The sequence below is a fragment of the Streptomyces sp. NPDC000878 genome (assembly GCF_053599695.1).
In genome coordinates this window covers 1-23,028 of record NZ_JBSFMT010000048.1, presented here as the reverse complement: position 1 = coordinate 23,028, position 23,028 = coordinate 1, and the positions used below count along the sequence as shown (strand labels likewise).

The following is a 23,028-nucleotide window of genomic DNA, read 5'->3' as shown; positions in this document are numbered from 1 at the left end:
TTGAGGATCCCTAGTGGGCCACCGCGGCCGCGCCGTGCTCGTCGACGAGCGCGCCGGTGGTGAAACGGTCGAGCGAGAAGGGGGCGTTGAGGGGGTGGGGCGTGTCGTGGGCGATCGTGTGGGCGTAGACCCAGCCGACGCCCGGGGTGGCCTTGAAGCCCCCGGTCCCCCAGCCGCAGTTCAGGTACAGGTTGTCCACCGGGGTCAGGCCGACGATCGGTGACGCGTCCGGGCTCACGTCCACGATGCCGCCCCAGGTGCGCAGCACATGGGCCCGGGCGAACACCGGGAAGAGTTCCAACGCCGCCGACATCTGTTCCTCGATGATGTGGAACGCGCCGCGCTGCGTGTAGGAGTTGTACGAGTCGATGCCCGCGCCCATCACCAACTCGCCCTTGTGCGCCTGGCTGACGTACACGTGCACGGCGTTGGACATCACCACCGTCGGATGCACGGGCTCCAGCAGCTCCGACACCAGTGCCTGCAACGGGTGGCTCTGGAGCGGGAGTTCGATGCCCGCCATCGCCGCCAGCACCGAGGTGTGGCCGGCCGAGCAGAGCGCCACCTTGCCCGCCGCTATCGGGCCCAGTGTGGTCTGTACGCCCACGACCCGCCCGCCGACCACGTCCAGCCCGGTCACTTCACAGTTCTGGATGATGTCGATGCCCGCCGCGTCCGCCGAGCGGGCCAGGCCCCACGCCACGTGGTCGTGCTTCGCGATGCCCGCGCGGGGCTGGTAGGTGCCGCCCATCACCGGATAGCGCACGTCCGGGGAGATGTTGACGATCGGGCAGACTTCCTTGACCTGCTGCTCGTCGAGCCACTCGGCGTCCACGCCGTTCAGGCGGTTCGCCTCGACCCGGCGCACGCTGTCGCGGACGTCCTGGAGGCTGTGGGCCAGGTTCAGCACGCCTCGCTGGGAGAAGAGGATGGGGTAGTCCAGCTCCTCCTCCAGGCCCTCCCACAGCTTCAGCGCGTGCTCGTAGATGCCGGCGCTCTCGTCCCACAGGTAGTTGGAGCGGATGATCGTGGTGTTGCGGGCCATGTTGCCGCCCGCGAGCCAGCCCTTCTCCAGCACCGCGACGTTCGTGATGCCGTGGTTCTTCGCCAGGTAGTGGGCCGTGGCGAGGCCGTGCCCGCCGCCGCCCACGACGATCACGTCGTAACTGCGCTTCGGCTCGGGCGTACGCCACAGCCAGTCGGGGTGCTCCGGCAGCTCGGCGCCGGGGGTACGGGGGCTCATCGCGCGTCTCCGATTTCTGCGGTGAGTGGTGGACTCGGGGCGCCCCCAAGGGGCGCGGGGAACTGCGCGACAAGCCACGACGGCGCCGCAGCGAACCGACAACCCCTAGCCGCCCCTACAGCGGAGCGCCTACCCACGGAGGCGGGACATCGTCGGGTCGAACAACGGCTCCTCTGCGACGACCGCCTCGACACGCTCGTCGAAGTAGCCGATGTGCAACGTCGTTCCGGGGGCGGCCAGTTCGGCGGGCAGCCACGCGTACGCGATGCCCTTGCCGATCGTGTAGCCGTACGCGGCGCTCGTCACGTAGCCGACGGCGCGGTCACCCTCGTACACCGGCTCCTTGCCCATCACGACCGACCTCGGGTCCTCGATCGTCAGGCAGGTGAGCTTGCGGCGTACATCGGTCTTACGGCGTTCCAGGGCCGCCTTGCCGATGAAGTCGCCCTTGTCGAGCTTCACGGCGAAGCCGACGCCGGCCTCGTACGGGTCGTGCTCGTACGTCATGTCGGTGCCGAAGGAGCGGTAACCCTTCTCCAGGCGGAGGCTGTTGAAGGCGCCGCGGCCCGCCACGATGCCGCCCAGGGGCTGTGCCGCCTGCCAGAGGGTGTCCCAGAGTTTCTGGCCCTGGTCGGCGGTGGTGTACAGCTCCCAGCCGAGTTCGCCGACGTACGACAGACGCATCGCCGTCACCGGGACGCTGCCGATGTAGGCACGCTTGGCGCGGAAATACTTCAGACCGTCGTTCGAGAAGTCCTCGTCGGTCAGGGGCTGGAGGACCTTGCGGGCCAGCGGGCCCCACAGGCCGATACAGCACGTGCCGGGGGTGATGTCGCGGACCTGGACCGTGCCGTCGGCCGGGAGGTGGCGGGTGAACCAGTCGAGGTCCAGGTTGCCGTTGGCGCCGACCTGGAAGAGGTCGCGGGCGAGGCGGGCGACCGTGATGTCGCTGCGGATGCCGCCGTCGTGGTCCAGGAGGAGCGTGTACGTCACCGAGCCGACGGACTTGGCGACCTTGCTGGTGGTCAGGCCCTCCAGGAAGTCGGCGGCACCCGGGCCCGTCACCTCCAGGCGCTTCAGAGCCGTCATGTCGTACATCGCGACCGTCTCGCGGGTCGCCTGGGCCTCGGCGCCGACGATCGGGGACCAGTACTGGGCCGCCCAGTCGTTCGGGGTGGGCACGGAACGGCCTTCCACCAGGCCCGCGTTGGCCTCGTACCACTGCGGGCGCTCCCAGCCGTTCGCCTCCAGGAAGAAGGCGCCCAGGTCCCGCTGGCGGGTGTGGAAGGGGCTGGTGCGGATCGGGCGGGGGTGCCCGGACGGCTGGAGGGGGTGGAGGATGTCGTACACCTCCACGAAGTTCTGGCAGTCGCGGGCCAGGACGTACTCCGGGGACAGCTGGTGCGGCTCGAAGCGGTTGAGGTCGCACTCGTGCAGGTCGAAGGAGGAGCAGTAGCCGTCGACCAGCAACTCGGCGACGGCACGGCCGACGCCCGCCGAGTGGGTCACCCAGACCGCCTCCGCCACCCAGAAGCCCTTGACGTCCGGGGACTCGCCGAGGAGGGGGAAGTTGTCGGTGGTGAAGGAGAACAGGCCGTTGATGCCCTCCTCGACCTTCGCGTCCTTCGTGGACGGGAGGAGCGACTGGGTTTCCGTCCAGGCCGGCTCGAAGTCGTCCTCGGTGAACTTCAGCACCGAGGGCATTCCCCCGGCCGTGTCCGCCTCGTCGAAGGAGAGGATCTCGTCCGCGGTGATCGGCATCGGGCGGTGGCCGTAGTAGCCGATGCCGATGGCGTCGAAGCGGTCGCGGTAGTAGAGGTCGGCGTCCTGGTGGCGCAGGATCGGGCGGACCGACTCCTCGGTCTGGCCCGCGAGCGCGGGGACCGGGCCGGTCCAGGCCAGCTGGTGGCCCAGGGGCGTGAGGGGAAGGTTGAGACCGACCATGCGGGCGATCTTCGGGCCCCAGATGCCGGCGCAGCACACGACGATGTCGGCCGGGATCTCGCCCTGGTCGGTGACCACGCCGGTGACCTGGCCGTCGGTCTGCTGGACGTCCAGTACCTCGTGGCGGGGCAGGAAGGTCACGCCTCGTTCGGTGGCCCGGCGGATCTGGGCCTCCACGGCGAGGACCGCTTTCGCCAGGCCGTCCGTGGGGACCAGGAGGCCGCCCAGGACCCGGTCGGGGTTGAGGAGCGAGTGCTGCTCCGCGCACTCGTCGGGGGTCAGCAGGCGGGCCTCGATGCCCCAGGCGGTGATCCAGCCGTGGCGGCGGTGGAGTTCGGTGAGGCGCTCGGGGGTGGTGGCCACTTCGAGGCCGCCGACCTGGAGGAAGCAGGGCTTGCCGTCGACGTCCAGGGAGCAGAACTTCTCGACGGTGTAGCGGGCCAGTTCGGTCATCGTCTTGGACGAGTTCGTCTGGAAGACCAGGCCCGGGGCGTGGGAGCTGGAGCCGCCGGTGGCGGGGAGCGGTCCCTGGTCGACCACGGTCACTTCGGTCCAGCCTCGTGCGGAGATCTCGTCCGCGAGTGCCGCGCCAACGACGCCCGCTCCGATGATGACCACTCGGGGTCCCGCCATCGCCGCACCTCCGGTTCAGTTGCTGTCTACGCAACATGATTCAGGTTGCGCAACTCAATGTGCCTTCCGTGCAGGTGGGTGTCAAGAGGGTCCCGGGGGCGGGAGAAGGAGCTTGTTCCGCCCCCGCCGCCCCTACCCGTCCCGTCCTTCTGGGGGCTACGCCCCCAGACCCCCCTGTCGCGCTGAACGCGCTCGTCCTCAATCGCCGGACGGGCTGAACTACTCAGCCCCTCCGGCGTTTGAGGAGCGGGGGTTCGGGGGCGGAGCCCCCGAGGATGGGACGGGTAGGGGCGGCGGGGGCGAGAAAAACACAGCAATGCCCGGCAGGCGGCGCGCACACCCACGCGCACCGCCCACCGGGCCGTCATGCTCAACTCACTCCACCTCAGGCGCTACTTGATCCAGGCATCCACCTTCGCCCGGTTCGCGTCGACCCACTTCTTCGCCGCCGCCTCCGGGGTCATCTTGTCCTCGGCTATGTACTTGGCCACGGTGTTCTGGTCGTCGTTCGTCCAGGTGAAGTTCTTGACCAGGTCGTAGGCGGGGCTGCCCGACTTCGCGAACTTCGCGCTGACGATCTTGTCCAGCTTGTACACGGGGTAGTCGCACGCGACCTTCTCCGCGTCCGCGTCGCAACCCGCCGTGTACTCCGGCAGCTTGACCTTCACCAGCGGCACCTCGGCCATGAACCACTGGGGCTCGTAGAAGTAGCCGATCACCCATTCCTTGTCCTTCTCCGCCTTGCGGAAGGCCTGGATGAGCGCGGTCTCGCTGCCCGCGTACACCACCTTGAAGTCCAGCTTCAGGTTCTTGACCAGCGCCTCGTCGTTGGTGACGAACGACGGGTCGCCGTCGAGGAGCTGGCCCTTGCCGCCCGACTCGGACGTCTTGAACTTCGCCGCGTACTTGTTGAGGCTGTTCCAGTCGGTGATGTCCGGGTACTCCTTGGCCAGCCACGGCGGCACGTACCAGCCGATCAGACCTTCGTTGCCGGTCGCACCGGCCTCGACGGCCGTCTTCTGGTCAGTGATGTACTTCTTCTTCAGGTCGTCGTGGCCCCAGTTCTCGATGACGGCGTCGACCTCGCCCGTCCCGAAGCCCTGCCAGGCGATCTCCTCCTTGAGGTCCTTCTTGGTGACCTTGCACCCGAGGTCGTTCTCCGCGACGTACGCGACGACCGCCGCGTTGGCCTCGTAGCCCACCCACGGGTTGACCGCGAGGTTGAAGGTGCCGCACTTGGCGGAGGACCCGGAGGACGTGTCGGAGCCCGATGAAGTGTCGCCGACCTTCGCGCCGCCGCAGGCGGTGAGGGTCAGGGCGAGGACGGCTGTGCCGGCCGCGCCGACTCTCCACTTTGTTGCTTGCCTTGCCATGGTGGGTAGCTCCTTACGCGCTGGTACGCCGCGCCGCTGCCTGAGTGATCCGGTCGAACATGACTCCGAGAAGGACGATGGCCAGCCCCGCGGCCAGCCCCTTCCCGTACAGCTGGCCCTGCGAGAAGCCGGCCACGACGTCGTAGCCGAGGGCGCCCGCGCCTACCAGGCCGCCCACAACAACCATCGACAGCACGTAGATCAGACCCTGGTTGGTGGCGAGGGTCAGGGCGCCGCGTGCCATCGGCAGCTGGACCTTGGTGATGATCTGCCAGGTGTTGCACCCGGCGGAGGTGGCCGCCTCCACGGTGGTCGCGGGGACGTTCCGTACACCGTCCGCGATGATCTTCATGGCGACGGGCGCCGCGTAGACGATCGCGGCGACGATCGCCGTGAAGCGGGTCGCGCCGAACAGCGCCAGGAACGGTACGAGGTAGACGAACGGCGGCATGACCTGTGCCGCGTCCAGGGTGGGCCGGATCAGCCGGTCGGCGAGCGGACTGCGGCCCATCCACACGCCGACGATCACGGCCAGCAGCATCGTCATGACCGTGGCGACGAGCGTGGACGCCAGGGTCGTCATGCTGTCCGACCACACGCCGGTCGCGACCAGCAGGCCGACGCACACGGCCGTCGTCACCCCGGCCCGCCAGCCGCCGAACACCACGCCGAGCCCGATCAGGACCGCGCCGACGAGCCACCAGGGCGAGTCGGTGAGCAGCGACTGGAACGGGTTGAGCAGACCGTTGGTGAGGGCGTCGCGGAAGGCGTTGGTGAGGCCGGACAGGTTGTCCTGCACCCAGGTGCTCGCGGTGTCGGCGGCGCTCGCGACGGAGCTGCCGACATCGCCCTCGCCGGGGAACTCCGCCGCCCACACGTAGGTGTGCGAGAGGTAGACGAGGACCGCGGCGACCGCCGCTCCCGCCACCACCAGCTGGCGTCGCCGGGCGAGGAGCCGGCCGCCCGAGCGCCGGGCCGTCTCCGCGCGGGTGCTCGCCGCGGTCGTGACCCGGTCGAGGACGATGGCCATGACGACGATGGCGAGGCCCGCGTTGAAGGCCGTACCCACGTCGAGCGACTGGAGTGCCTGCATGACGGTCTTGCCGAGGCCCGGCGCGTCGATCAGGGCGGCGATGGTCACCATGGCGAGGGCGGCCATGATCGTCTGGTTGACGCCCATGACGACGGTCCGCTTGGACATCGGCAGCAGGACCTTGAGCAGCGCCTGCCAGCGGGTCGCGCCCAGCGAGTCGGCCGCCTCGACGGTGGTCTCCGGCACGGACCGGATGGCGTGCGCGGTGATACGGATCGCCGGCGGGGCCGCGTAGATGACGGTGGCGATGGTCGCGGAGGCGCCGCCGATGAGGAAGAACAGGGTCAGCGGGGCGAGGTAGACGAAGGTGGGCATCGTCTGCATGAAGTCCAGGATCGGCGTCATGACCTTGTTGACCCGGTCGGACAGCCCCGCCCACACCCCCAGCGGGATCGCGAACAGCAGCGCCACGAACACCGCGCACAGGATCAGCGCGAGGGTGTCCATGCTCTCCTGCCACAGGCCCTGGAGCCCGAAGAAGGTGAAGCCGGCCACGGTCAGCAGCGCCACCCGCCAGTTGCCCACGGCCCAGGACACGAACCCGGCGATCCCGACGACCCCGAGCCAGCCGATCTGCGGCAGCGGACGGCTGTCGGAGGGCTGGGAGATCAGATGCTGGACGAAGGTCACCAGGTTGTCGATGACCAGGCGGATCTCGTTGAAGAAGTAGAGGAAGAGCGGGTTGGAGTTGCGGTTGGCGCCGATCGAGTCGTTGACGTCGTTCAGCCACCGGTGCAGCCCGGTGAGGTCGGCCGCCGCGAGCGTCAGGGTGTTCGTGCCGCGCAGTACGGCGAACAGCACCAGCCAGACGACGAGGATCGCGCCGACCACCATGCGCCGGCTGACCTGCCGTACGGCGGCGACGGGCGCGGCCTCGGGCACGGCGTCCGCCGGGCCGGGCGGCTCGGGCGTCGGGGGTTTCTCCACGGCGACGGTCATCACGCGTCGCCTTCCCGCCCGGCGACCACGGCGAGGATCTCCTCGTCGCCGACGATGCCGAGCAGCTTGCCGTTCTCGACGACCTTGACCGGCTTCTCGGCGGCGAGGACGGCCCGCGTGGCTTCTCGTACGACGACGTCCGGCCCGAGTTCGGGACCGTCGAGGGCGTCACCGTCCGCCGCCGGCCGCATGATCCAGCGCAGGGTGAGGACATCGGCACGCGGTACGTCCTTCACGAACTCGCGTACGTAGTCGTCGGCCGGGGCGCCCACCAGCTCGTCCCCGGTCCCGCACTGGACCATCTTGCCGTCGCGCATGATGAGGATGCGGTCGCCCAGCTTGAGGGCTTCGGACAGATCGTGGGTGATGAAGACCATCGTCTTGCCGACCTCGCGGTGCAGCCGGATGACCTCGTTCTGCATGTCCCGCCGGATCAGCGGGTCGAGCGCGGAGAACGGCTCGTCGAAGAAAAGTACGTCGGGATCGCCCGCCAACGCCCGTGCCAGACCGACTCGTTGCTGCATGCCACCCGAAAGCTGGTCGGGGTAGGAGTTCTCGTACCCCGAGAGCCCGACCAGCTCGACGACCTCAAGCGCCCGCTTGATCCGCTCGGCCCGGCCCATCCCACGTATCTCAAGGCCGAAGCTGACATTGTCGACAACGCGCCGATGGGGCAGCAGCCCGAAGTGCTGGAAGACCATGGAGAACTTCTGCCGACGCAGCTCGCGCAGCCGCTTGTCGTCCGCGTCCCGGATGTTCTCGCCCTCGAAGACGATCTCACCGGCGGTGGGTTCGATCAGCCGGGTGAGACATCGCACGAGGGTCGACTTCCCGGACCCGGACAGACCCATGACGACGAACACCTCGCCGGGCGACACGTCGAAGTGCACGTCCCGTACGGCGGCGGTGCATCCCGTACGGTCCATCAGCTCGCGTCGGGTGAGCCCGCACAGCTCCTCCGACTCCGGCACCCGGTCGGCCTTCGGCCCGAACACCTTCCACAGGCCGCGCACGGAGATGACCGGCGTGCCGTCCGAGTCCTGGGATGTACCGCGCCGCTGCGGCACCTCGGTCTGTACTGGGGTCATGATCGACCTCTTTTCGGCGTTCAGCCGCGGAACCAGTGCTGCGGCCGGGGTTGGATGTTCTGCCAGATGTGCTTGGGCTCTCGGTACTCGTCCAGGCCGGACGGTCCCAGTTCCCGACCCACGCCCGAGTGCCCGAAGCCACCCCATTCCGCCTGCGGTACGTAGGGGTGGTAGTCGTTGATCCACACGGTGCCGTGCCGCAGCCGCCGGGCGACCCGCTGGGCCTTGCCCGCGTCCTGTGTCCACACAGCACCCGCGAGCCCGTACTCGGTGTCGTTGGCGATGCGGACGGCATCGTCCTCGTCGCCGCTGAACCGCTCCACGGTGAGCACGGGCCCGAAGGACTCCTCGTGCACGACCCGCATGTCCTGCGTGCACTCGTCGAGGACGGTGGGCGGGTAGTAGTGACCGCCTGCGAGGGCGGGATCGTCCGGCCGCGCACCCCCGCACCGCAGCACGGCCCCCTCGGCGAGCCCAGCCGCGACGTACGCCTCGACCTTCTCAAGATGCTGGCCGGAGATCAGAGCGCCGGTCTCGGCATCGGGATCAAAGGGCCCACCAAGCCGTATCTGCGCTGCCCGCCGCACCACTTCCCCCACGAACCGATCGTGGATGGACTCCTCCACGATGAGCCGGGCCCCGGCGGAGCAGACCTGCCCGGAGTGCAGAAAGACGGCCGTGAGAGCGAAGTCCACGGCCGTCTCGAAGTCGGCGTCGGCGAACACGACGTTGGGGTTCTTGCCGCCGAGTTCCAGGGCCACCTTTTTCACGCCCGCGGCGGCGGTGGCCATGATCCGTTTCCCGGTCTCGAGCCCTCCGGTGAAGGACACCATGTCGACGGCCGGGTGCTCGGAGAGCGGCGCACCGACCTCGGGCCCGGCCCCCAGGACGAGGTTGGCGACACCGGCGGGAAGCCCGGCCTCGGCCAGCGCCCGCACGAGCAGGATCGAAGTGGAGGGGGTCAGCTCACTGGGCTTGAGGACGAAGGTGTTACCGGCGAGAAGAGCCGGAGCGACCTTCCAACTGGCTTGCAGGAGAGGGTAGTTCCAGGGAGTGATGAGCCCACAGACACCCACCGGCTCATAGACGACCCGACTGACGGCGTCATCACGACCGGTGTCGATGACCCGCCCGGCATCGACGCCCCCGATCCCGCCGTAGTGCCGAAAGCACGAAACGACATCAGCGATGTCGTACTCGCTCTCCACCAGCCGCTTGCCGGTGTCCAGCGACTCGGCGCGGGCGAACTCCTTCGCGTCGCGCTCGATGAGATCGGCGGTCCGCAGCAGCAGCGCGCCGCGCTCCCGTTCGGGGGTACGCGGCCAGGGTCCTGTGTCGAAGGCACGGCGGGCGGCGCCGATCGCGGCCTCGGCATCGGGACGTGTCCCCTCCGAAACGGTCGCGGCAAGCCTGCCGTCAGCGGGACATCGGATTTCCCGGTGGCCGCCGGCCACCGGCTCCCGCCATTCACCGTCCACATACAGGTCTGCCACGCGCCAAGCCTTTCCGCAGGAATTCGTTGCGCATCGTGCACCCAATTGCTTGTGGTGGAACACCTTGGCGAATGTGCGGACATACGTCAAGTAGTTGGCGGATGACGATTTCGACATGCGTGACGGTTGCACGCGCGACCCTACCCACACGCGCCCGACCGCCCTTGACGCGACCGGCCACCGAGCCGACCATGTTGCGTATCGCTCACCATGTTGTGCAATACGCACCGACGGAGGCTGACGTGTCCCCTAAGTTCCCTCGACCGCAGACTGGCAGCGAGTACGTCCTCACCCTCTCGTGCCCCGACAGCTCGGGGCTGGTGCACGCCGTGAGCGGCTTTCTCGTCCGGAACTCGGGAAACATCCTGGAGAGCCAGCAGTTCGATGATCGCCTTCAGGGCCGTTTCTTCATGAGGGTCCACTTCGATGTTTCCGATCCAAACGCAGATCTGGAAAACCTGCGTTACCGATTCGGTCCTGTGGCAGAGGCGTACGGCATCTCCTGGACCCTACGGGAGGCGTCGACGCCGACGCGCACCCTGATCATGGTCTCCAAGTTCGGCCACTGCCTGAACGACCTGCTTTTCCGCCGCCGCACGGGCGGCCTGAACATCGAGATCCCGGCGATCGTCTCCAACCACCGCGACTTCGAGAGCCTGGCGGAGAGCTACGGCGTCCCCTTCCACCACATCCCGGTGACGCGGGACACGAAGCCGGAGGCGGAGGCGAGGTTGCTGGAGCTGGTAAGGGAGTTGGACATCGACCTGGTTGTCCTGGCCCGCTATATGCAGGTGCTCTCCGACGACCTGTGCAAGGAGTTGGAGGGCATGGCGATCAACATCCACCACTCCTTCCTGCCCAGCTTCAAGGGCGCGCGGCCGTACGAGCAGGCGTACGACCGGGGCGTGAAGCTGGTGGGCGCGACGGCGCATTACGTCACGCCCGAGCTGGACGAGGGCCAGATCATCGAGCAGGACGTGGTCCGGGTGGACCACTCGCTGGATCCCGGGGAGTTGGTGACCGTGGGGCGGGACGTGGAGGCGCAGGTGCTGGCGCACGCGGTGAAGTGGCACAGCGAGAGCAGGGTGATGGTGGAGGGCAACCGGACGGTGGTTTTCCGCTGAGGTTCGTATACGGGGGCCACCTCTGGGGGCTGCGCCCCCAGACCCCCACTAACTCAGCCCGTCCGGCGTTTGAGGACGAGGCCGTTCAGGCCGAAGGGGGGTCTGGGGGCACAGCCCCCAGGAAGGGATGGGACGGGTAGGGGCGGCGGGGGCGAAAACAGATCCTCAGCCACCCAACCGCTCCAGCAGCGCGCAGCGCCACCTCTCCGTCTCCGCCAGCTGGTTGAACGTGAACACGTGCAACCCCGCCACCCCCGCCCCAGGCGCCCCCAGCACCCCCTCCACCCGCGACAGCAACCGCTCCGGCACATACCCCCCAGGCGCCGCGAACCGCAGAAACCACGCCGGATGCCGAGTCAGGAAGCGCGTCGACTCCCCCACCCCGATCTTCGTCGCCATGGCCAACAGCTTCGCCCGCTGCACAGGCCCCGCGACCCCCACGTACACAGGCAGGGACACATCCCGCCCCCGTATACGACCCACCCACTCCCCCAGCACGCGCGCGTCGAAGCACAGGTTGCTCACGATGTACGTCGCGTGCTCCCGCTTGTCCCACATCGCCTGGATGGTGACGTCGTCGTGGATGAGCGGATGGCTCTCGGGGTAACCGGTCACGCCGACATGCGTGAACGGGCTGCCCAGCTCGCCCAGCCTCCGCAGCACCGGCAAGGCACCCTCGTACGCCCCGGCCGGCGGATCCGAGTCCCCCGCCGGCACGAAGACGTCGTCGACCCCCACATCCCGCAGCCGGTCGACGACGTCCTTCACATGGGCGTCGCCCCGCAGCAGCCGCGCGGGCACGTGCGGGACGACGCGATAACCGTGTGCCGCCAGCCGCCCGGCCAGGTCGAGGGTCGGTTCCAGCCCCTTGACCGGCGACGCCGTCACCGTGACCACGACGTCGCGCGGAACATGGGCCAGAACCTTGTCCTCGGTCGCCTTCGCGGGCAGCACCTCGTACCGGACGTTCTTCAGCAACGCCCGCAGCCCTGAGGCACCCAACGTCTACCCGGCCTGCTGAGCGTCGCCGGAGGCGTCACGGAGGCGGTAGTACGCGGCCTTGGAAGCCGGCAGCGGCTCCTTGCCGAGGATCAGGTCGGCGGCCTTCTCGGCGATCATCATCACCGGCGCGTAGATATTGCCGTTGGTGACGTACGGCATCACCGACGCGTCCACGACCCGCAGGCCCTCCACCCCGTGCACCCGCAGACTCTCCGGGTCGACGACCGCCATCTCGTCCGCCTCGGGCCCCATCTTGCAGGTGCAGGACGGATGCAGAGCCGTCTCGCCCTCCTTGGCGACCCAGTCGAGGATCTCCTCGTCCGAGTCCACCTTCGCCCCGGGCGACACCTCACCGTCGTTGTACGGAGCCATCGCCGGCTGGTTGAGGAGCCTGCGCGCCACCCGGATCGCCTCGACCCACTCCCGCCGGTCCTGCTCGGTGGAGAGGTAGTTGAAGCGCAGTGCCGGATGCTCGCGCGGGTCCTTGCTCTTGATCTTCACCGAGCCGATGGCGTCGGAGTACATCGGGCCCACGTGGACCTGGTACCCATGACCACCCGCAGGCGAAGAGCCGTCGTAACGGACCGCGATGGGCAGGAAGTGGAACATCAGGTTGGGGTAGTCGACGTCCTCGTTGCTGCGGGCGAAGCCCCCGGCCTCGAAGTGGTTGGTGGCGGCAGGACCCTTCCGGAACAGCCACTGAAGCCCGATGAACGGAGCACGCCACTTCGCCATGTACGGCTGCATGGACACCGGCTGCTTGCAGGCGTACTGGACGTACACCTCCAGGTGGTCCTGCATGTTCTCGCCGACGCCGGGCAGGTCGTGGACGACGTCGATGCCCAGCGCCCCCAGCTCCTCGGCGTTGCCGACTCCCGACAGCTGGAGCAGCTGCGGGGAGTTGATCGCGCCGCCGCAGAGGATGACCTCCTTGGCGCGGACCTGCTGGGTCGCCCCCTTGCCCCGCTGGTACTCGACACCGACGGCCTTCTTGCCCTCGAACAGGACACGGGTGACCAGCGCCCGCGTCTTGATCGTGAGGTTGGGCCGCTTGCGGACGGGCTTGATGTACGCCTTCGAAGCGGACAGCCGGCGTCCCCGGTGGACGTTCCGGTCGAACTTGGCGAAGCCCTCCTGCCGGTACCCGTTGACGTCGTCCGTGGGCGCGTACCCCGCCTCCTCGGTGGCCTTGAGGAAGGCGCCGAAGAGGGGATTGCTTGCCGGGCCGCGTTCGAGGACGAGGGGGCCGTCGTGGCCGCGGAACTCGTCGTCGGGGTCGGCGGCGAGACAGTTCTCCATGCGCCGGAAGTACGGCAGACAGTGCGCGTAGTCCCACTTCTCCATGCCGGGGTCGGCCGCCCAGCGCTCGTAGTCCATGGGGTTCCCGCGCTGGAAGATCATGCCGTTGATGCTGCTGGAGCCGCCCAGGACCTTGCCGCGGGCGTGGTAGATGCGCCGACCGCCCATATGGGGTTCGGGCTCGGACTCGTACTTCCAGTCGTAGAAGCGACTGCCGATGGGATAGGTCAGGGCCGCGGGCATCTGGATGAAGACGTCCCACGGGTAGTCGGACCGGCCGGCCTCCAGGACCAGCACCCGGTTCGCCGGGTCCGCCGAGAGCCTGTTCGCCAGTGCGCTGCCGGCCGATCCGCCGCCGACGATGACGAAGTCGTATTGCAGGGGAGCCATGATCTCTCGTCTCGCTCGCGCCGTAGATACGCGACGCATGCTAATCCAGTAGCGCTATACGCACCAGGTTGCGGGACACGCAACATGCAAGGTCTTGGTTTCGAAGCTGTTACCGGCAGGGGCGTTTTTTACTGCGCGTATAGTTTCGCTGTGAGCAACCACAGCACAGACACCGAAACGTCCAATTCACCGGCCGGCGGAGTGCAGTCGGTCGACCGCGCGATCAGCGTCCTGGAGATCCTCGCCCAACGCGGCGAGGCAGGCGTCAGCGAGGTCGCTGCCGAGATCGATGTTCACAAATCCACCGCGTTCCGGCTGCTCGGCGCGCTGGAGGCACGCGGTCTGGTGGAGCAGGCGGGTGAGCGCGGCAAGTACCGACTCGGCTTCGGCATCGTGCGGCTGGCGGGTGCGGTGACGGGGAGCATCGACATCACCCAGCAGGGCCGCCCGGTCTGCGAGCAGCTCGCCGAGGAGATCGGCGAGACCGTCAACATCGCTGTGCTGCAGGAGCACTACGCCGTCAACCTGTTCGAGGCACGCGGCCCCGGAGCGGTCAGCGCGTACAACTGGGTCGGCCAGCTGACCCCGCTGCACGCCACCTCCAGCGGCAAGATCCTGCTGGCCCACCTGCCCACGAAGGAGCGGGGCGCGCTGCTGAACGGGGCCGGCCTGAAGAAGGTCACCCCGCACACGATCACCGCGAAGTCGAAGCTGGAGAAGGATCTTGCGGAGGCTCGGGAGCGGGGGTATGCGTGGACGCGGGAGGAGTTGGAGCTCGGGCTGCACGCGATGGCCGCGCCTGTCCGGGACCGGGATGGTGTGGTCGTCGCGGCGGTGAGTGCGTCCGGGCCCTCTTACCGGTTCACCACGGAACGGTTGCATGAGTTGGCGCCGCTGCTGGTGAAGGGTGCGGCGGAGATCAGTCACCGGATGGGGTATCTGGGGTGAGTTTGTCGGGTGCCGGTCCGGTGGGGGCTTGTCGCGCCCCGCGGCGGAGCCGCAGATCAGATACAGCCTCGCGCCCCTGAAAGCCGATGCCCGCGCCCCCCTACTGAACGAGCCGTTCGTTGACCCAGTCGTGGAAGGCGCCTATGTGGTGCTCACTCGGGACCAGGACACCGCCCTTGGCATAGAGCCGGGAACTCATCCCGGGCTGGGTGCGTTCGCAGGCCTCGAAGTCCTGGCGGTTGACGCGGTCGAAGAGTTCCACGGACCGGCTGACGTCCTTGCCGCTCTCGACGACGTGCGGGAGGTAGAGCCAGTCGCACTCGACGATCGTGCGGTCGACGGCCACCGGGTACATGCGGTGGAAGATCACATGGTCGGGTACGAGGTTGATGAACACCTGCGGTTTGACGGTGATCGCGTAGTAGCGGCGGTCCTGGTCATCGGCGACGCCCGGGATACGGTCCAGCCCCTCGGAACCGTCAATCGTGAACCCCTGGACCTCCCCGCCGAACTCGGCGCCGTGGCCGACGTAGTACTGGGCGGCGTAGCCGTCGGCGAACTCGGGGAGCACCTCGGTGAGTTCGGGGTGGATCGTGGCGCAGTGGTAGCACTCCATGAAGTTCTCGATGATGAGCTTCCAGTTGGCCTTCACGTCATAGACGATCCGTTTGCCGACCGAGAGGTTGTCGATGTCGTAGTGCTCGATCGACTCGACGTCACCGAGCCGGCCGATGACCTCGCCGATGACGTCCTCCTCGAAGGAGGGCGGGTTCTCCGCGAGGCAGACCCAGACATAGCCGAGCCACTCCCGCACGGCCACGCTCACCAGGCCGTACTCGGTACGCCCGACGTCCGGCATCTTGGTCAGGTTGGGCGCGGCGACGAGCTTGCCGTCGAGGCCGTACGTCCAGGCGTGGTACGGACACTGGAAGGCCCGCTTGACCTCGCCGGTCTCCTCGGTGCAGAGCTTGGCGCCGCGATGCCGGCACACGTTGAAGTAGGCGCGGATCGAGTTGTCCCGGGCCCGCGTCACCAGGATGCTCTCGCGGCCCACGTCGACGGTCCGGAAGGCACCGGGCTTCGCCAGTTCAGAGGCGCGCGCGACGCAGAACCACATGGTCTCGAATATGCGCTCCTGCTCCTGGGCGAAGATCCCCGCGTCCGTATAGGAGGAGCCGGGGAGGGTGGCGATCAGACTGTCGGGCAGACTGGTCGAGGTCACAGGGCACTCCTCGGAGAAACGTAGTGATCACAAAGGTCGGTCAACGTGATAGGTCGGGGCAGCGCCCCACTTGATGTCGGGTAGCGCCCCGCAGGGGCGCACCCGACAGGGGCGCGGGGAACTGCGCGACCAGCCCCCACCGACCCGCAGCCAAAATCACCGCGATCCCGGCAATACACCCAATTGTTTCCGCCACCGCACAAACAACCGGGGCTGATTCATCCCCAGCACAGCAACCGGCTCCCCACCCCGCCGATAAACAGCCAGGACATTACGGTCACCAACAGCACCCTCTTCGACCGTCACACTGTCAGCGACACCCGCAAACCCGGCGAACTGAATCTTCACCCCGTACTGATCGGACCAGAAATACGGCGGCCGGGGCACCCCCGGCTCCACCGCCCCGCCGGCCAGCAGCGCGGCCACCGCCGCAGCGGGCCGCTCCACCGCCCCGGTCCAGTGCTCGACGCGGCGATGAACGCCCGCCCGAGGGTCGTACCAGTTGGCACAGTCCCCGACCGCGACGACACCGGCCAAGCTGCTGCGACCGTCGGCCCCGCACTTGACCCCGTTGTCGAGAACAACCCCCGACCCCTCAAGCCACTCGACGCAGGGCCGCGCACCCACCCCGACGACGACGATGTCGGCGGGCACGCTCCGCCCGTCCTCCAGCAGCACGGCGTCCACCTGCCGCTCCCCGCTCAGCCTCTTCACTCCCACCCCGCACAACAGCCGTACGCCGTGGTCGGCGTGGAGGCCGGAGACGACGGCGCCCATGGTCTCGCCGAGCGGGCCGGCGAGCGGTGTCGGGGCGGCCTCGATCACCGTGACGTCGAGGCCGAGGGCGTACGCCGTGGAGGCGACCTCGGCGCCGATGAAGCCGCCGCCGATCACCACCAGGCGTCCGCCGCGGGCCAGTTCGTCGCGCAGGGCGCGGGCGTCGTCCAGGGTGCGCAGGGTGTGCACGCCGGACAGGCCGTCGGCGCCCGGCAGGGTGCGGGCGGCGGCGCCGGTCGCGATGACGATGCCGTCGGCGCGCACTGCCCGGCCGTCGGCGAGGCGGACGGACCGGTCGGTGCGGTCGAGGCCGGTGGCGCGGGTGCCGAGCAGCCACTCCGCGCCGAGGTCCTCGCCGTCCGTCTCCAGCCCGAGGTCCGCCTCGCCGAGGGTTCCGGCCAGGAACTCCTTGGACAACGGCGGTCTGTCGTACGGGCGGTGCGCCTCGTCGCCGATGACGACCAGCCGTCCGCCGTAGCCCTGCTTCCGGAGGGAGCGCGCCGCCGACAGTCCGGCCAGCGAGGCGCCCACCACGGCCACTGTTCTCACGCGGGACCCCCGGCGAGCCGGGCGGCGACGCAGGGCGGCAGGTTGGGAGCGTCCGTGGACACCCGTACGTAGATCATGCCGTCGTCGATGACGACCTCGTGGGTCCGCACCGGCAGCTTGGCCGGCGGGGAGTCGACCGCGCCGGTGCGCAGGTCGAACTTGGAGGCGTGCAGCGGGCATTCCACCTCGCAGCCCTCCAGCCAGCCGTCGGCGAGCGAGGCATCCTGGTGGGTGCAGGTGTCGTCGATGGCGAAGACCTCGCCGTCGTCGGTATGGAACACCGAGACGGCCGGGTCGATGTCGAGCCGGAAGGCCTCACCTCGCGGGAGATCCGCGAGACGGCACGCGGGAATCATCATGACACCTCGGTGCGTATAGCGAAACGGATTGCGGTAAGCGCAACGTCAGTTTGAGGGCGCCCAGAACCCTTGTCAAGAAGTCCAGAAGGCGGGATGAGCCACCGACGCGAGTTGCGCCCTTAACAACGCGACGCACATTGCACAACATGAAACCGGGCGAGCCCCCTACCGGAAACCAAGCGGGCCCGATGCCGGAACGAGCGCGTCGGAGCAGCTCAGACAGACATCGGGCAGGCATCGGACAGGCGTCTGGCGGACATCGGGCGGTAACGGGCCCCCAGTAGTGGGGCGTACGGATCGTGGACGGGCCGGGCGGTCAGAAACCGCGGTCGATCCACTCCTGGAGGTGCGGCGCCTCGGCGGCGACGGTGGTCGTGTCGCCGTGCCCGGTGTATACGACCGTGTCGCCCGGCAGGGTCAGCAGCCGGTCGCGGATCGAGTCGACGATGGTCGGGAAGTGGGAGTAGGAGCGGCCGGTGGCACCCGGGCCGCCGTGGAAGAGCGTGTCGCCGCTGAAGAGGGCGGCCAGGGCGGGCGCGTACAGGCAGACCGCGCCCGGGGCATGACCGGGGGTGTGGAGGACGGTCAGCTCGACCCCGGCCACGGTGAGGACCTGGCCGTCGGCCAGCGGGGCGTCGGGTTCCCGGTCCGGGTGGGTCTGCTTCCACAGCGGCAGGTCGTCGCCGTGGAGCAGGATCGGGGCGCCGGTGAGCGCGGCGAGCGCGGGCGCGGCGTCGATGTGGTCGTTGTGGGCGTGGGTGCACACGATGGCGCGCAGGGTCCGCCCGCCCACGGCCGCCGCGATGGCGTCCGCGTCGTGGGCGGCGTCGATGACGATCGCCTCGCTGTCGTCGCCGACGATCCACACGTTGTTGTCGACGTCCCAGGTGCCGCCGTCGAGCGAGAACGTGCCCGAGGTGACGAGCTGCTCGATACGGGCGCCCATCAGAACACCACCACCGAACGCAGCACGTCGCCACCGTGCATCCGCTCGAACGCCTTCTCGACGTCGTCGAGCGCGATGGTCTCGGTCACGAAGGCGTCCAGCGGGAGGCGGCCCTGGAGGTGCAGGTCGATGAGCATGGGGAAGTCACGGGAAGGCAGGCAGTCGCCGTACCAGGACGACTTCAGCGAGCCACCACGCCCGAAGACGTCGATCAGCGGCAGTTCGAGCTTCATGTCCGGCGTGGGTACGCCGACCAGCACCACCGTGCCCGCGAGGTCGCGGGCGTAGAAGGCCTGCTTGTACGTCTCCGGGCGGCCGACCGCCTCGATGACGACGTCGGCACCGAAGCCGCCGGTCAGTTCCTTGATCGCCTCGACGGCGTCGGTCTCCTTGGAGTTGACCGTGTGGGTCGCGCCCAGTGTGCGGGCGGTGGCGAGTTTCCGGTCGTCGATGTCAACGGCGATGATCTTCGCGGCGCCGGCCAGGCTGGCCCCGACGACCGCCGCGTCGCCCACACCCCCGCAGCCGATGACGGCGACCGTGTCACCGCGTCCGACGTTCCCGGTGTTGATGGCGGCACCGATACCGGCCATCACCCCGCACCCCAGCAGCCCGGCGACAGCGGCCGAGGCGGCCGGGTCGACCTTGGTGCACTGTCCGGCCGCGACGAGCGTCTTCTCGGCGAAGGCACCGATCCCGAGCGCCGGCGACAGCTCGGTCCCATCGAGCAGGGTCATCTTCTGCTTGGCGTTGTGCGTGTTGAAGCAGTACCACGGCCGCCCGCGCAGACACGCCCGACAATTCCCGCACACGGCACGCCAGTTGAGGATCACGAAGTCACCGGGGGCCACGTCCGTGACGCCCTCCCCGACCGACTCCACGACCCCGGCCGCCTCATGGCCGAGCAGGAAGGGGAACTCGTCGTTGATCCCGCCCTCGCGGTAGTGCAGGTCGGTGTGGCAGACCCCGCAGGCCTGGATCTGCACCAGCGCCTCACCCGGACCGGGGTCCGGCACGAGGATCGTCTCCAGGCTGACGGGGGCGCCCTTCCCCCTCGCGACGACAGCACGGACCTGATGAGTCATGGCCACTCCTCGGCTGATCCAGAACCTGGATGTTGCTCATTACGGCACACACCTCATGTGCCGCAACACAGCATCGTGGAGCGCCAAGCAGCGGTCAAGAATGCTGGAAGTTCCTCAGACGTTCCTCCGGTACTGGCCGCCGATCTCGAAGAACGCCTCCGTGACCTGGCGGAGCGTGCACACCCTGGCCGCGGCCATCAGGGCCTCGAAGGCGTTCTCGCCGCCCACGGCGGCCTCCTTCAGCCGGGCGAGCGCCTGCGCGGCCTCCGCCCCGTGCGCGTTCTGGAAGTCGCGGACGCGCGTGAGCTGGGACTCCTTCTCCGCCTCCGTGGCGCGGGCCAGCTCGACCTCGTGAGGCGTTCCCTCGCCACCGGGCCGGCGGAAGGTGTTGACACCGATGATCGGCAGCGAGCCGTCGTGCTTGCGCTGCTCGTACAGCATCGACTCGTCCTGAATACGCCCGCGCTGATACCCGGTCTCCATCGCGCCCAGCACGCCACCCCGCTCATTGATGCGGTCGAACTCGGCGAGCACGGCCTCCTCGACCAGATCGGTGAGCTGGTCGATGATGAACGACCCCTGGAGCGGGTTCTCGTTCATGGCGAGCCCCCACTCCCGGTTGATGATCAGCTGGATGGCCAGCGCCCGCCGCACCGACTCCTCCGACGGGGTGGTGACGGCCTCGTCGTAGGCGTTGGTGTGCAGGGAGTTGGCGTTGTCGTAGATGGCGATGAGCCCTTGCAGGGTGGTGCGGATGTCGTTGAAGTCCATCTCCTGGGCGTGCAGGGAGCGCCCGGAGGTCTGGACGTGGTACTTCAGCTTCTGGCTGCGCTCGTTCGCCCCGTACCGCTCCTTCATGGCGACGGCCCAGATCCGCCGGGCGACCCGCCCCAGCACGGAGTACTCCGGATCCATGCCGTTGGAGAAGAAGAAGGACAGATTGGGCGCGAAGTCGTCGATGCTCATGCCCCGTGCCAGATAGGCCTCGACGTACGTGAACCCGTTGGCGAGGGTGAAGGCGAGCTGGCTGATCGGGTTCGCCCCGGCCTCGGCGATGTGGTAGCCGGAGATGGACACGGAGTAGAAGTTGCGGACCTTCTGCTCGATGAACCACTCCTGGATGTCGGCCATCATCCGCAGCGAGAACTCGGTGGAGAACAGACAGGTGTTCTGCCCCTGGTCCTCCTTGAGAATGTCGGCCTGCACGGTCCCGCGCACGTTCGCGAGCGCGTACGCCCGCAGCTCGGCAGCCTCCTCGGCCGACGGATCACGCCCCTCGGCCGTACGGAAGGCATCGACCCGCTGATCGATGACGGTGTTGAGGAAGAAGGCGAGGACGGTCGGCGCGGGCCCGTTGATCGTCATCGACACGGAGGTGATCGGCGCGACGAGATCGAACCCGTCGTACAGCGCCTTCATGTCCTCCAGCGTGGCCACTGAGACCCCGGACGTGCCGACCTTGCCGTAGATGTCGGGGCGTTCGTCGGGGTCACGGCCGTAGAGGGTGACGGAGTCGAACGCGGTGGACAGCCGGGTGGCCGGCTGCCCCTCCGAGAGCAGCTTGAAGCGCCGGTTCGTACGGAACGGATCGCCCTCCCCGGCGAACATCCGCGCCGGGTCCTCGCCGTCGCGCTTGAAGGGGAACACCCCGGCGGTGAACGGGAAGAGGCCGGGCAGATTCTCCCGCCGCCAGAACCGCACCAGCTCCCCGTGGTCGGTGAAGGCGGGCAGCGCGACCCGGGGGATCTTGTTGCCGGACAGGGACTCACGGTTCAGCGCCGTACGGATCTCCCGGTCCCGTACCTTCACCACCTGCTCGTCTCCGGAGTACGACGCCACGACCGCGGGCCAGTTCCGGATCTGGTCCCCGATGTCGGGCGGGAGGGCCCGCCGGGCGTCGGCGAGCAGCGCCTCGACGCCCCCCGGATCGGCGTCGGCCTCGACCAGCTCGCCCATGACGGCATCCAGCCGCTGCACGCGCCGGGCCGCGTCGGCAAGCGTCTCGGTCCGGGCGTGATAGGCCCGGACCGCCTCGGTGATCTCGGCGAGATAGCGCACCCGCTCGGCGGGCACCACGCGCCGGATACCGGAGGAGTGCCGCACGGCGACCGGCGCCAGAGCACCGTCGGACAACGGCAGCCCCCGCTCGGCCAGATCGGCTTTCAGATATTGATAGAGCGCGGTGACACCGTCATCGTTGAAGGTGGCGGCGGAGGTGCCGAACACCGGCATGTCCTCGGGCTTCTTCCCGAAGGCCTCCCGGTTGCGCACAAGCTGACGCCCCACATCACGCATCGCGTCCTTGGCACCACGCCGCTCGAACTTGTTGATGGCCACGACATCGGCGAAGTCGAGCATGTCGATCTTCTCCAGCTGCGAGGCGGCGCCGAACTCCGGCGTCATCACATACATGGACGTGTCGACGTACGGCACGATCGCCGCGTCGCCCTGGCCGATACCAGGCGTCTCCACGATCACGAGGTCGAACCCGGCGGCCTTGATCACATCGATCACGTCGGACAGATGCTCGGGCAGCTCACGGCTCCCACGCGTGGCCAGGCTCCGGAAGAAGACCCGGCTCCCGTCCAGGGAGTTCATCCGGATCCGGTCGCCGAGCAGCGCCCCGCCACCGCGCCGCCGGGTGGGGTCGACGGCGATCACGGCGATCCGCAGCTTGTCCTGCTGGTCGACGCGGAACCGCCGTACGAGTTCGTCGGTCAGCGAGGACTTGCCGGAGCCGCCGGTACCGGTGATCCCGAGGACGGGCGTGACCCGCGCGGCAGCGGCGGCACGCACCTGTTCCAGCAACTCGGGGGGCAGCTTGCCCAGTTCGGCACCGGTGATGGCACGGGCGATGGCGAACCGGTCACCAGTGAGAACGGCGGCGGCGTCAACAGCCTTACTGTCCCAAAGATCAAAATCGCAGTCCCGGACCACGGAGTTGACCATCCCGGCAAGCCCCATCCGCTGCCCGTCCTCGGGCGAGAAGATGGTGACACCGCTCCGCCGCAGCCGGGCGATCTCGTCGGGCACGATGACGCCGCCCCCGCCACCCACCACCTGGATGTGCTCGGCCCCCTGCCCCCGCAGCGACTCGACGAGGTACTCGAAATACTCCACATGCCCGCCCTGATAGGACGAGACAGCGACACCGTGCGCGTCCTCTTCGAGCGCCGCGTCCACGACCTCCCGCACCGACCGGTTGTGCCCCAGGTGAATCACCTCGGCGCCCTGGGACTGGAAGATCCGCCGCATGATGTTGATCGAGGCGTCATGCCCGTCGAACAGCGCCGAAGCGGTGACCAGCCGGACGGGGTGCACGGGACGGTGGAGATCGCTCACTGTCATGCCTTCCCATTTACTTGGACGTCCTAGTAAAGAGGATACTAGGACGTCCAAGTAAATGGGGGGGGGGAGGCGACGCGCCCCCCCCCGGGCGCCGGGCACATGGGGCCCCTCCCACGCGCCCGGGGGAGTGCGGGGCGCTATAACCCCCGCCAATCAGTCAACCGCCCCCCCCC

The 23,028-nt window shown here is 68.6% G+C and carries 16 protein-coding genes; 2 read left to right on the top strand and 14 right to left on the bottom strand.

Annotation, left to right across the window (positions count from 1 at the left end):
- Positions 1 to 10 precede the first annotated feature (10 nt).
- The 6 genes from ACWDR4_RS32830 to ACWDR4_RS32805 all read right to left on the bottom strand — a co-directional run bounded on the left by ACWDR4_RS32830 (position 11) and on the right by ACWDR4_RS32805 (position 9,806).
- Positions 11 to 1,243, bottom strand: a complete 1,233-nt coding sequence (locus tag ACWDR4_RS32830) for a sarcosine oxidase subunit beta family protein (protein ID WP_450413762.1) — start codon at positions 1,241 to 1,243, stop codon at positions 11 to 13.
- A gap of 129 nt (positions 1,244 to 1,372) precedes the next feature.
- Positions 1,373 to 3,820, bottom strand: a complete 2,448-nt coding sequence (locus ACWDR4_RS32825) for a GcvT family protein (RefSeq protein WP_450413761.1) — start codon at positions 3,818 to 3,820, stop codon at positions 1,373 to 1,375.
- A gap of 392 nt (positions 3,821 to 4,212) precedes the next feature.
- Complete coding sequence (locus ACWDR4_RS32820; RefSeq protein ID WP_450413760.1) at positions 4,213 to 5,193, bottom strand: ABC transporter substrate-binding protein; 981 nt, start codon at positions 5,191 to 5,193, stop codon at positions 4,213 to 4,215.
- 13 nt (positions 5,194 to 5,206) lie between these two features.
- The gene (locus ACWDR4_RS32815) at positions 5,207 to 7,225 is read right to left on the bottom strand and encodes an ABC transporter permease (RefSeq protein ID WP_450413759.1); all 2,019 of its coding nucleotides are present in this window, start codon (positions 7,223 to 7,225) and stop codon (positions 5,207 to 5,209) included.
- The gene (locus tag ACWDR4_RS32810) at positions 7,225 to 8,313 is read right to left on the bottom strand and encodes a quaternary amine ABC transporter ATP-binding protein (protein ID WP_450413758.1); all 1,089 of its coding nucleotides are present in this window, start codon (positions 8,311 to 8,313) and stop codon (positions 7,225 to 7,227) included. The genes ACWDR4_RS32815 and ACWDR4_RS32810 overlap by 1 nt, the downstream gene beginning before the upstream one ends.
- Before the next feature lie 20 nt (positions 8,314 to 8,333).
- A complete protein-coding gene (locus tag ACWDR4_RS32805) occupies positions 8,334 to 9,806 on the bottom strand; it encodes an aldehyde dehydrogenase family protein (RefSeq protein WP_450413757.1) in 1,473 nt (490 codons plus the stop codon).
- Positions 9,807 to 10,048: 242 nt separating this feature from the next.
- On the opposite strand from ACWDR4_RS32805, the gene purU reads away from it, so the two are divergent.
- Entirely contained in the window at positions 10,049 to 10,930 is an 882-nt protein-coding gene (gene purU / locus ACWDR4_RS32800) for a formyltetrahydrofolate deformylase (protein ID WP_450413756.1), read from the top strand.
- 165 nt (positions 10,931 to 11,095) lie between these two features.
- Here purU and ACWDR4_RS32795 read toward each other — a convergent pair whose 3' ends face one another.
- Entirely contained in the window at positions 11,096 to 11,932 is an 837-nt protein-coding gene (locus tag ACWDR4_RS32795) for a 5,10-methylenetetrahydrofolate reductase (protein ID WP_450413755.1), read from the bottom strand.
- Between the two features lie 3 nt (positions 11,933 to 11,935).
- Positions 11,936 to 13,621: a choline dehydrogenase gene (betA, locus tag ACWDR4_RS32790; RefSeq protein ID WP_450413754.1), complete on the bottom strand. Its 1,686-nt coding sequence runs from the start codon at positions 13,619 to 13,621 to the stop codon at positions 11,936 to 11,938.
- Between the two features lie 201 nt (positions 13,622 to 13,822).
- On the opposite strand from betA, the gene ACWDR4_RS32785 reads away from it, so the two are divergent.
- Positions 13,823 to 14,569, top strand: coding sequence for an IclR family transcriptional regulator (locus ACWDR4_RS32785; protein WP_450413803.1), 747 nt, complete (start codon positions 13,823 to 13,825; stop codon positions 14,567 to 14,569).
- Positions 14,570 to 14,669: 100 nt separating this feature from the next.
- Here the strand turns inward: ACWDR4_RS32785 and ACWDR4_RS32780 are convergent, their stop codons facing one another.
- The 6 genes from ACWDR4_RS32780 to icmF all read right to left on the bottom strand — a co-directional run bounded on the left by ACWDR4_RS32780 (position 14,670) and on the right by icmF (position 22,849).
- Positions 14,670 to 15,791 carry an aromatic ring-hydroxylating oxygenase subunit alpha gene (locus ACWDR4_RS32780; RefSeq protein ID WP_450413753.1) on the bottom strand — a complete coding sequence of 374 codons (1,122 nt, stop codon included), beginning with the start codon at positions 15,789 to 15,791 and terminating at the stop codon, positions 14,670 to 14,672.
- A 156-nt stretch (positions 15,792 to 15,947) separates the two neighbouring features.
- A complete protein-coding gene (locus tag ACWDR4_RS32775) occupies positions 15,948 to 17,117 on the bottom strand; it encodes an NAD(P)/FAD-dependent oxidoreductase (protein WP_450413752.1) in 1,170 nt (389 codons plus the stop codon).
- A complete protein-coding gene (locus ACWDR4_RS32770; protein WP_450413751.1) occupies positions 17,114 to 17,476 on the bottom strand; it encodes a bifunctional 3-phenylpropionate/cinnamic acid dioxygenase ferredoxin subunit in 363 nt (120 codons plus the stop codon). Before ACWDR4_RS32770 ends, ACWDR4_RS32775 begins: the two co-directional genes overlap by 4 nt.
- Before the next feature lie 316 nt (positions 17,477 to 17,792).
- Positions 17,793 to 18,422, bottom strand: coding sequence for an MBL fold metallo-hydrolase (locus tag ACWDR4_RS32765; protein ID WP_450413750.1), 630 nt, complete (start codon positions 18,420 to 18,422; stop codon positions 17,793 to 17,795).
- The gene (locus ACWDR4_RS32760; RefSeq protein ID WP_450413749.1) at positions 18,422 to 19,507 is read right to left on the bottom strand and encodes an S-(hydroxymethyl)mycothiol dehydrogenase; all 1,086 of its coding nucleotides are present in this window, start codon (positions 19,505 to 19,507) and stop codon (positions 18,422 to 18,424) included. Before ACWDR4_RS32760 ends, ACWDR4_RS32765 begins: the two co-directional genes overlap by 1 nt.
- Before the next feature lie 114 nt (positions 19,508 to 19,621).
- Positions 19,622 to 22,849, bottom strand: coding sequence for a fused isobutyryl-CoA mutase/GTPase IcmF (gene icmF / locus ACWDR4_RS32755; protein ID WP_450413802.1), 3,228 nt, complete (start codon positions 22,847 to 22,849; stop codon positions 19,622 to 19,624).
- Positions 22,850 to 23,028 lie beyond the last annotated feature (179 nt).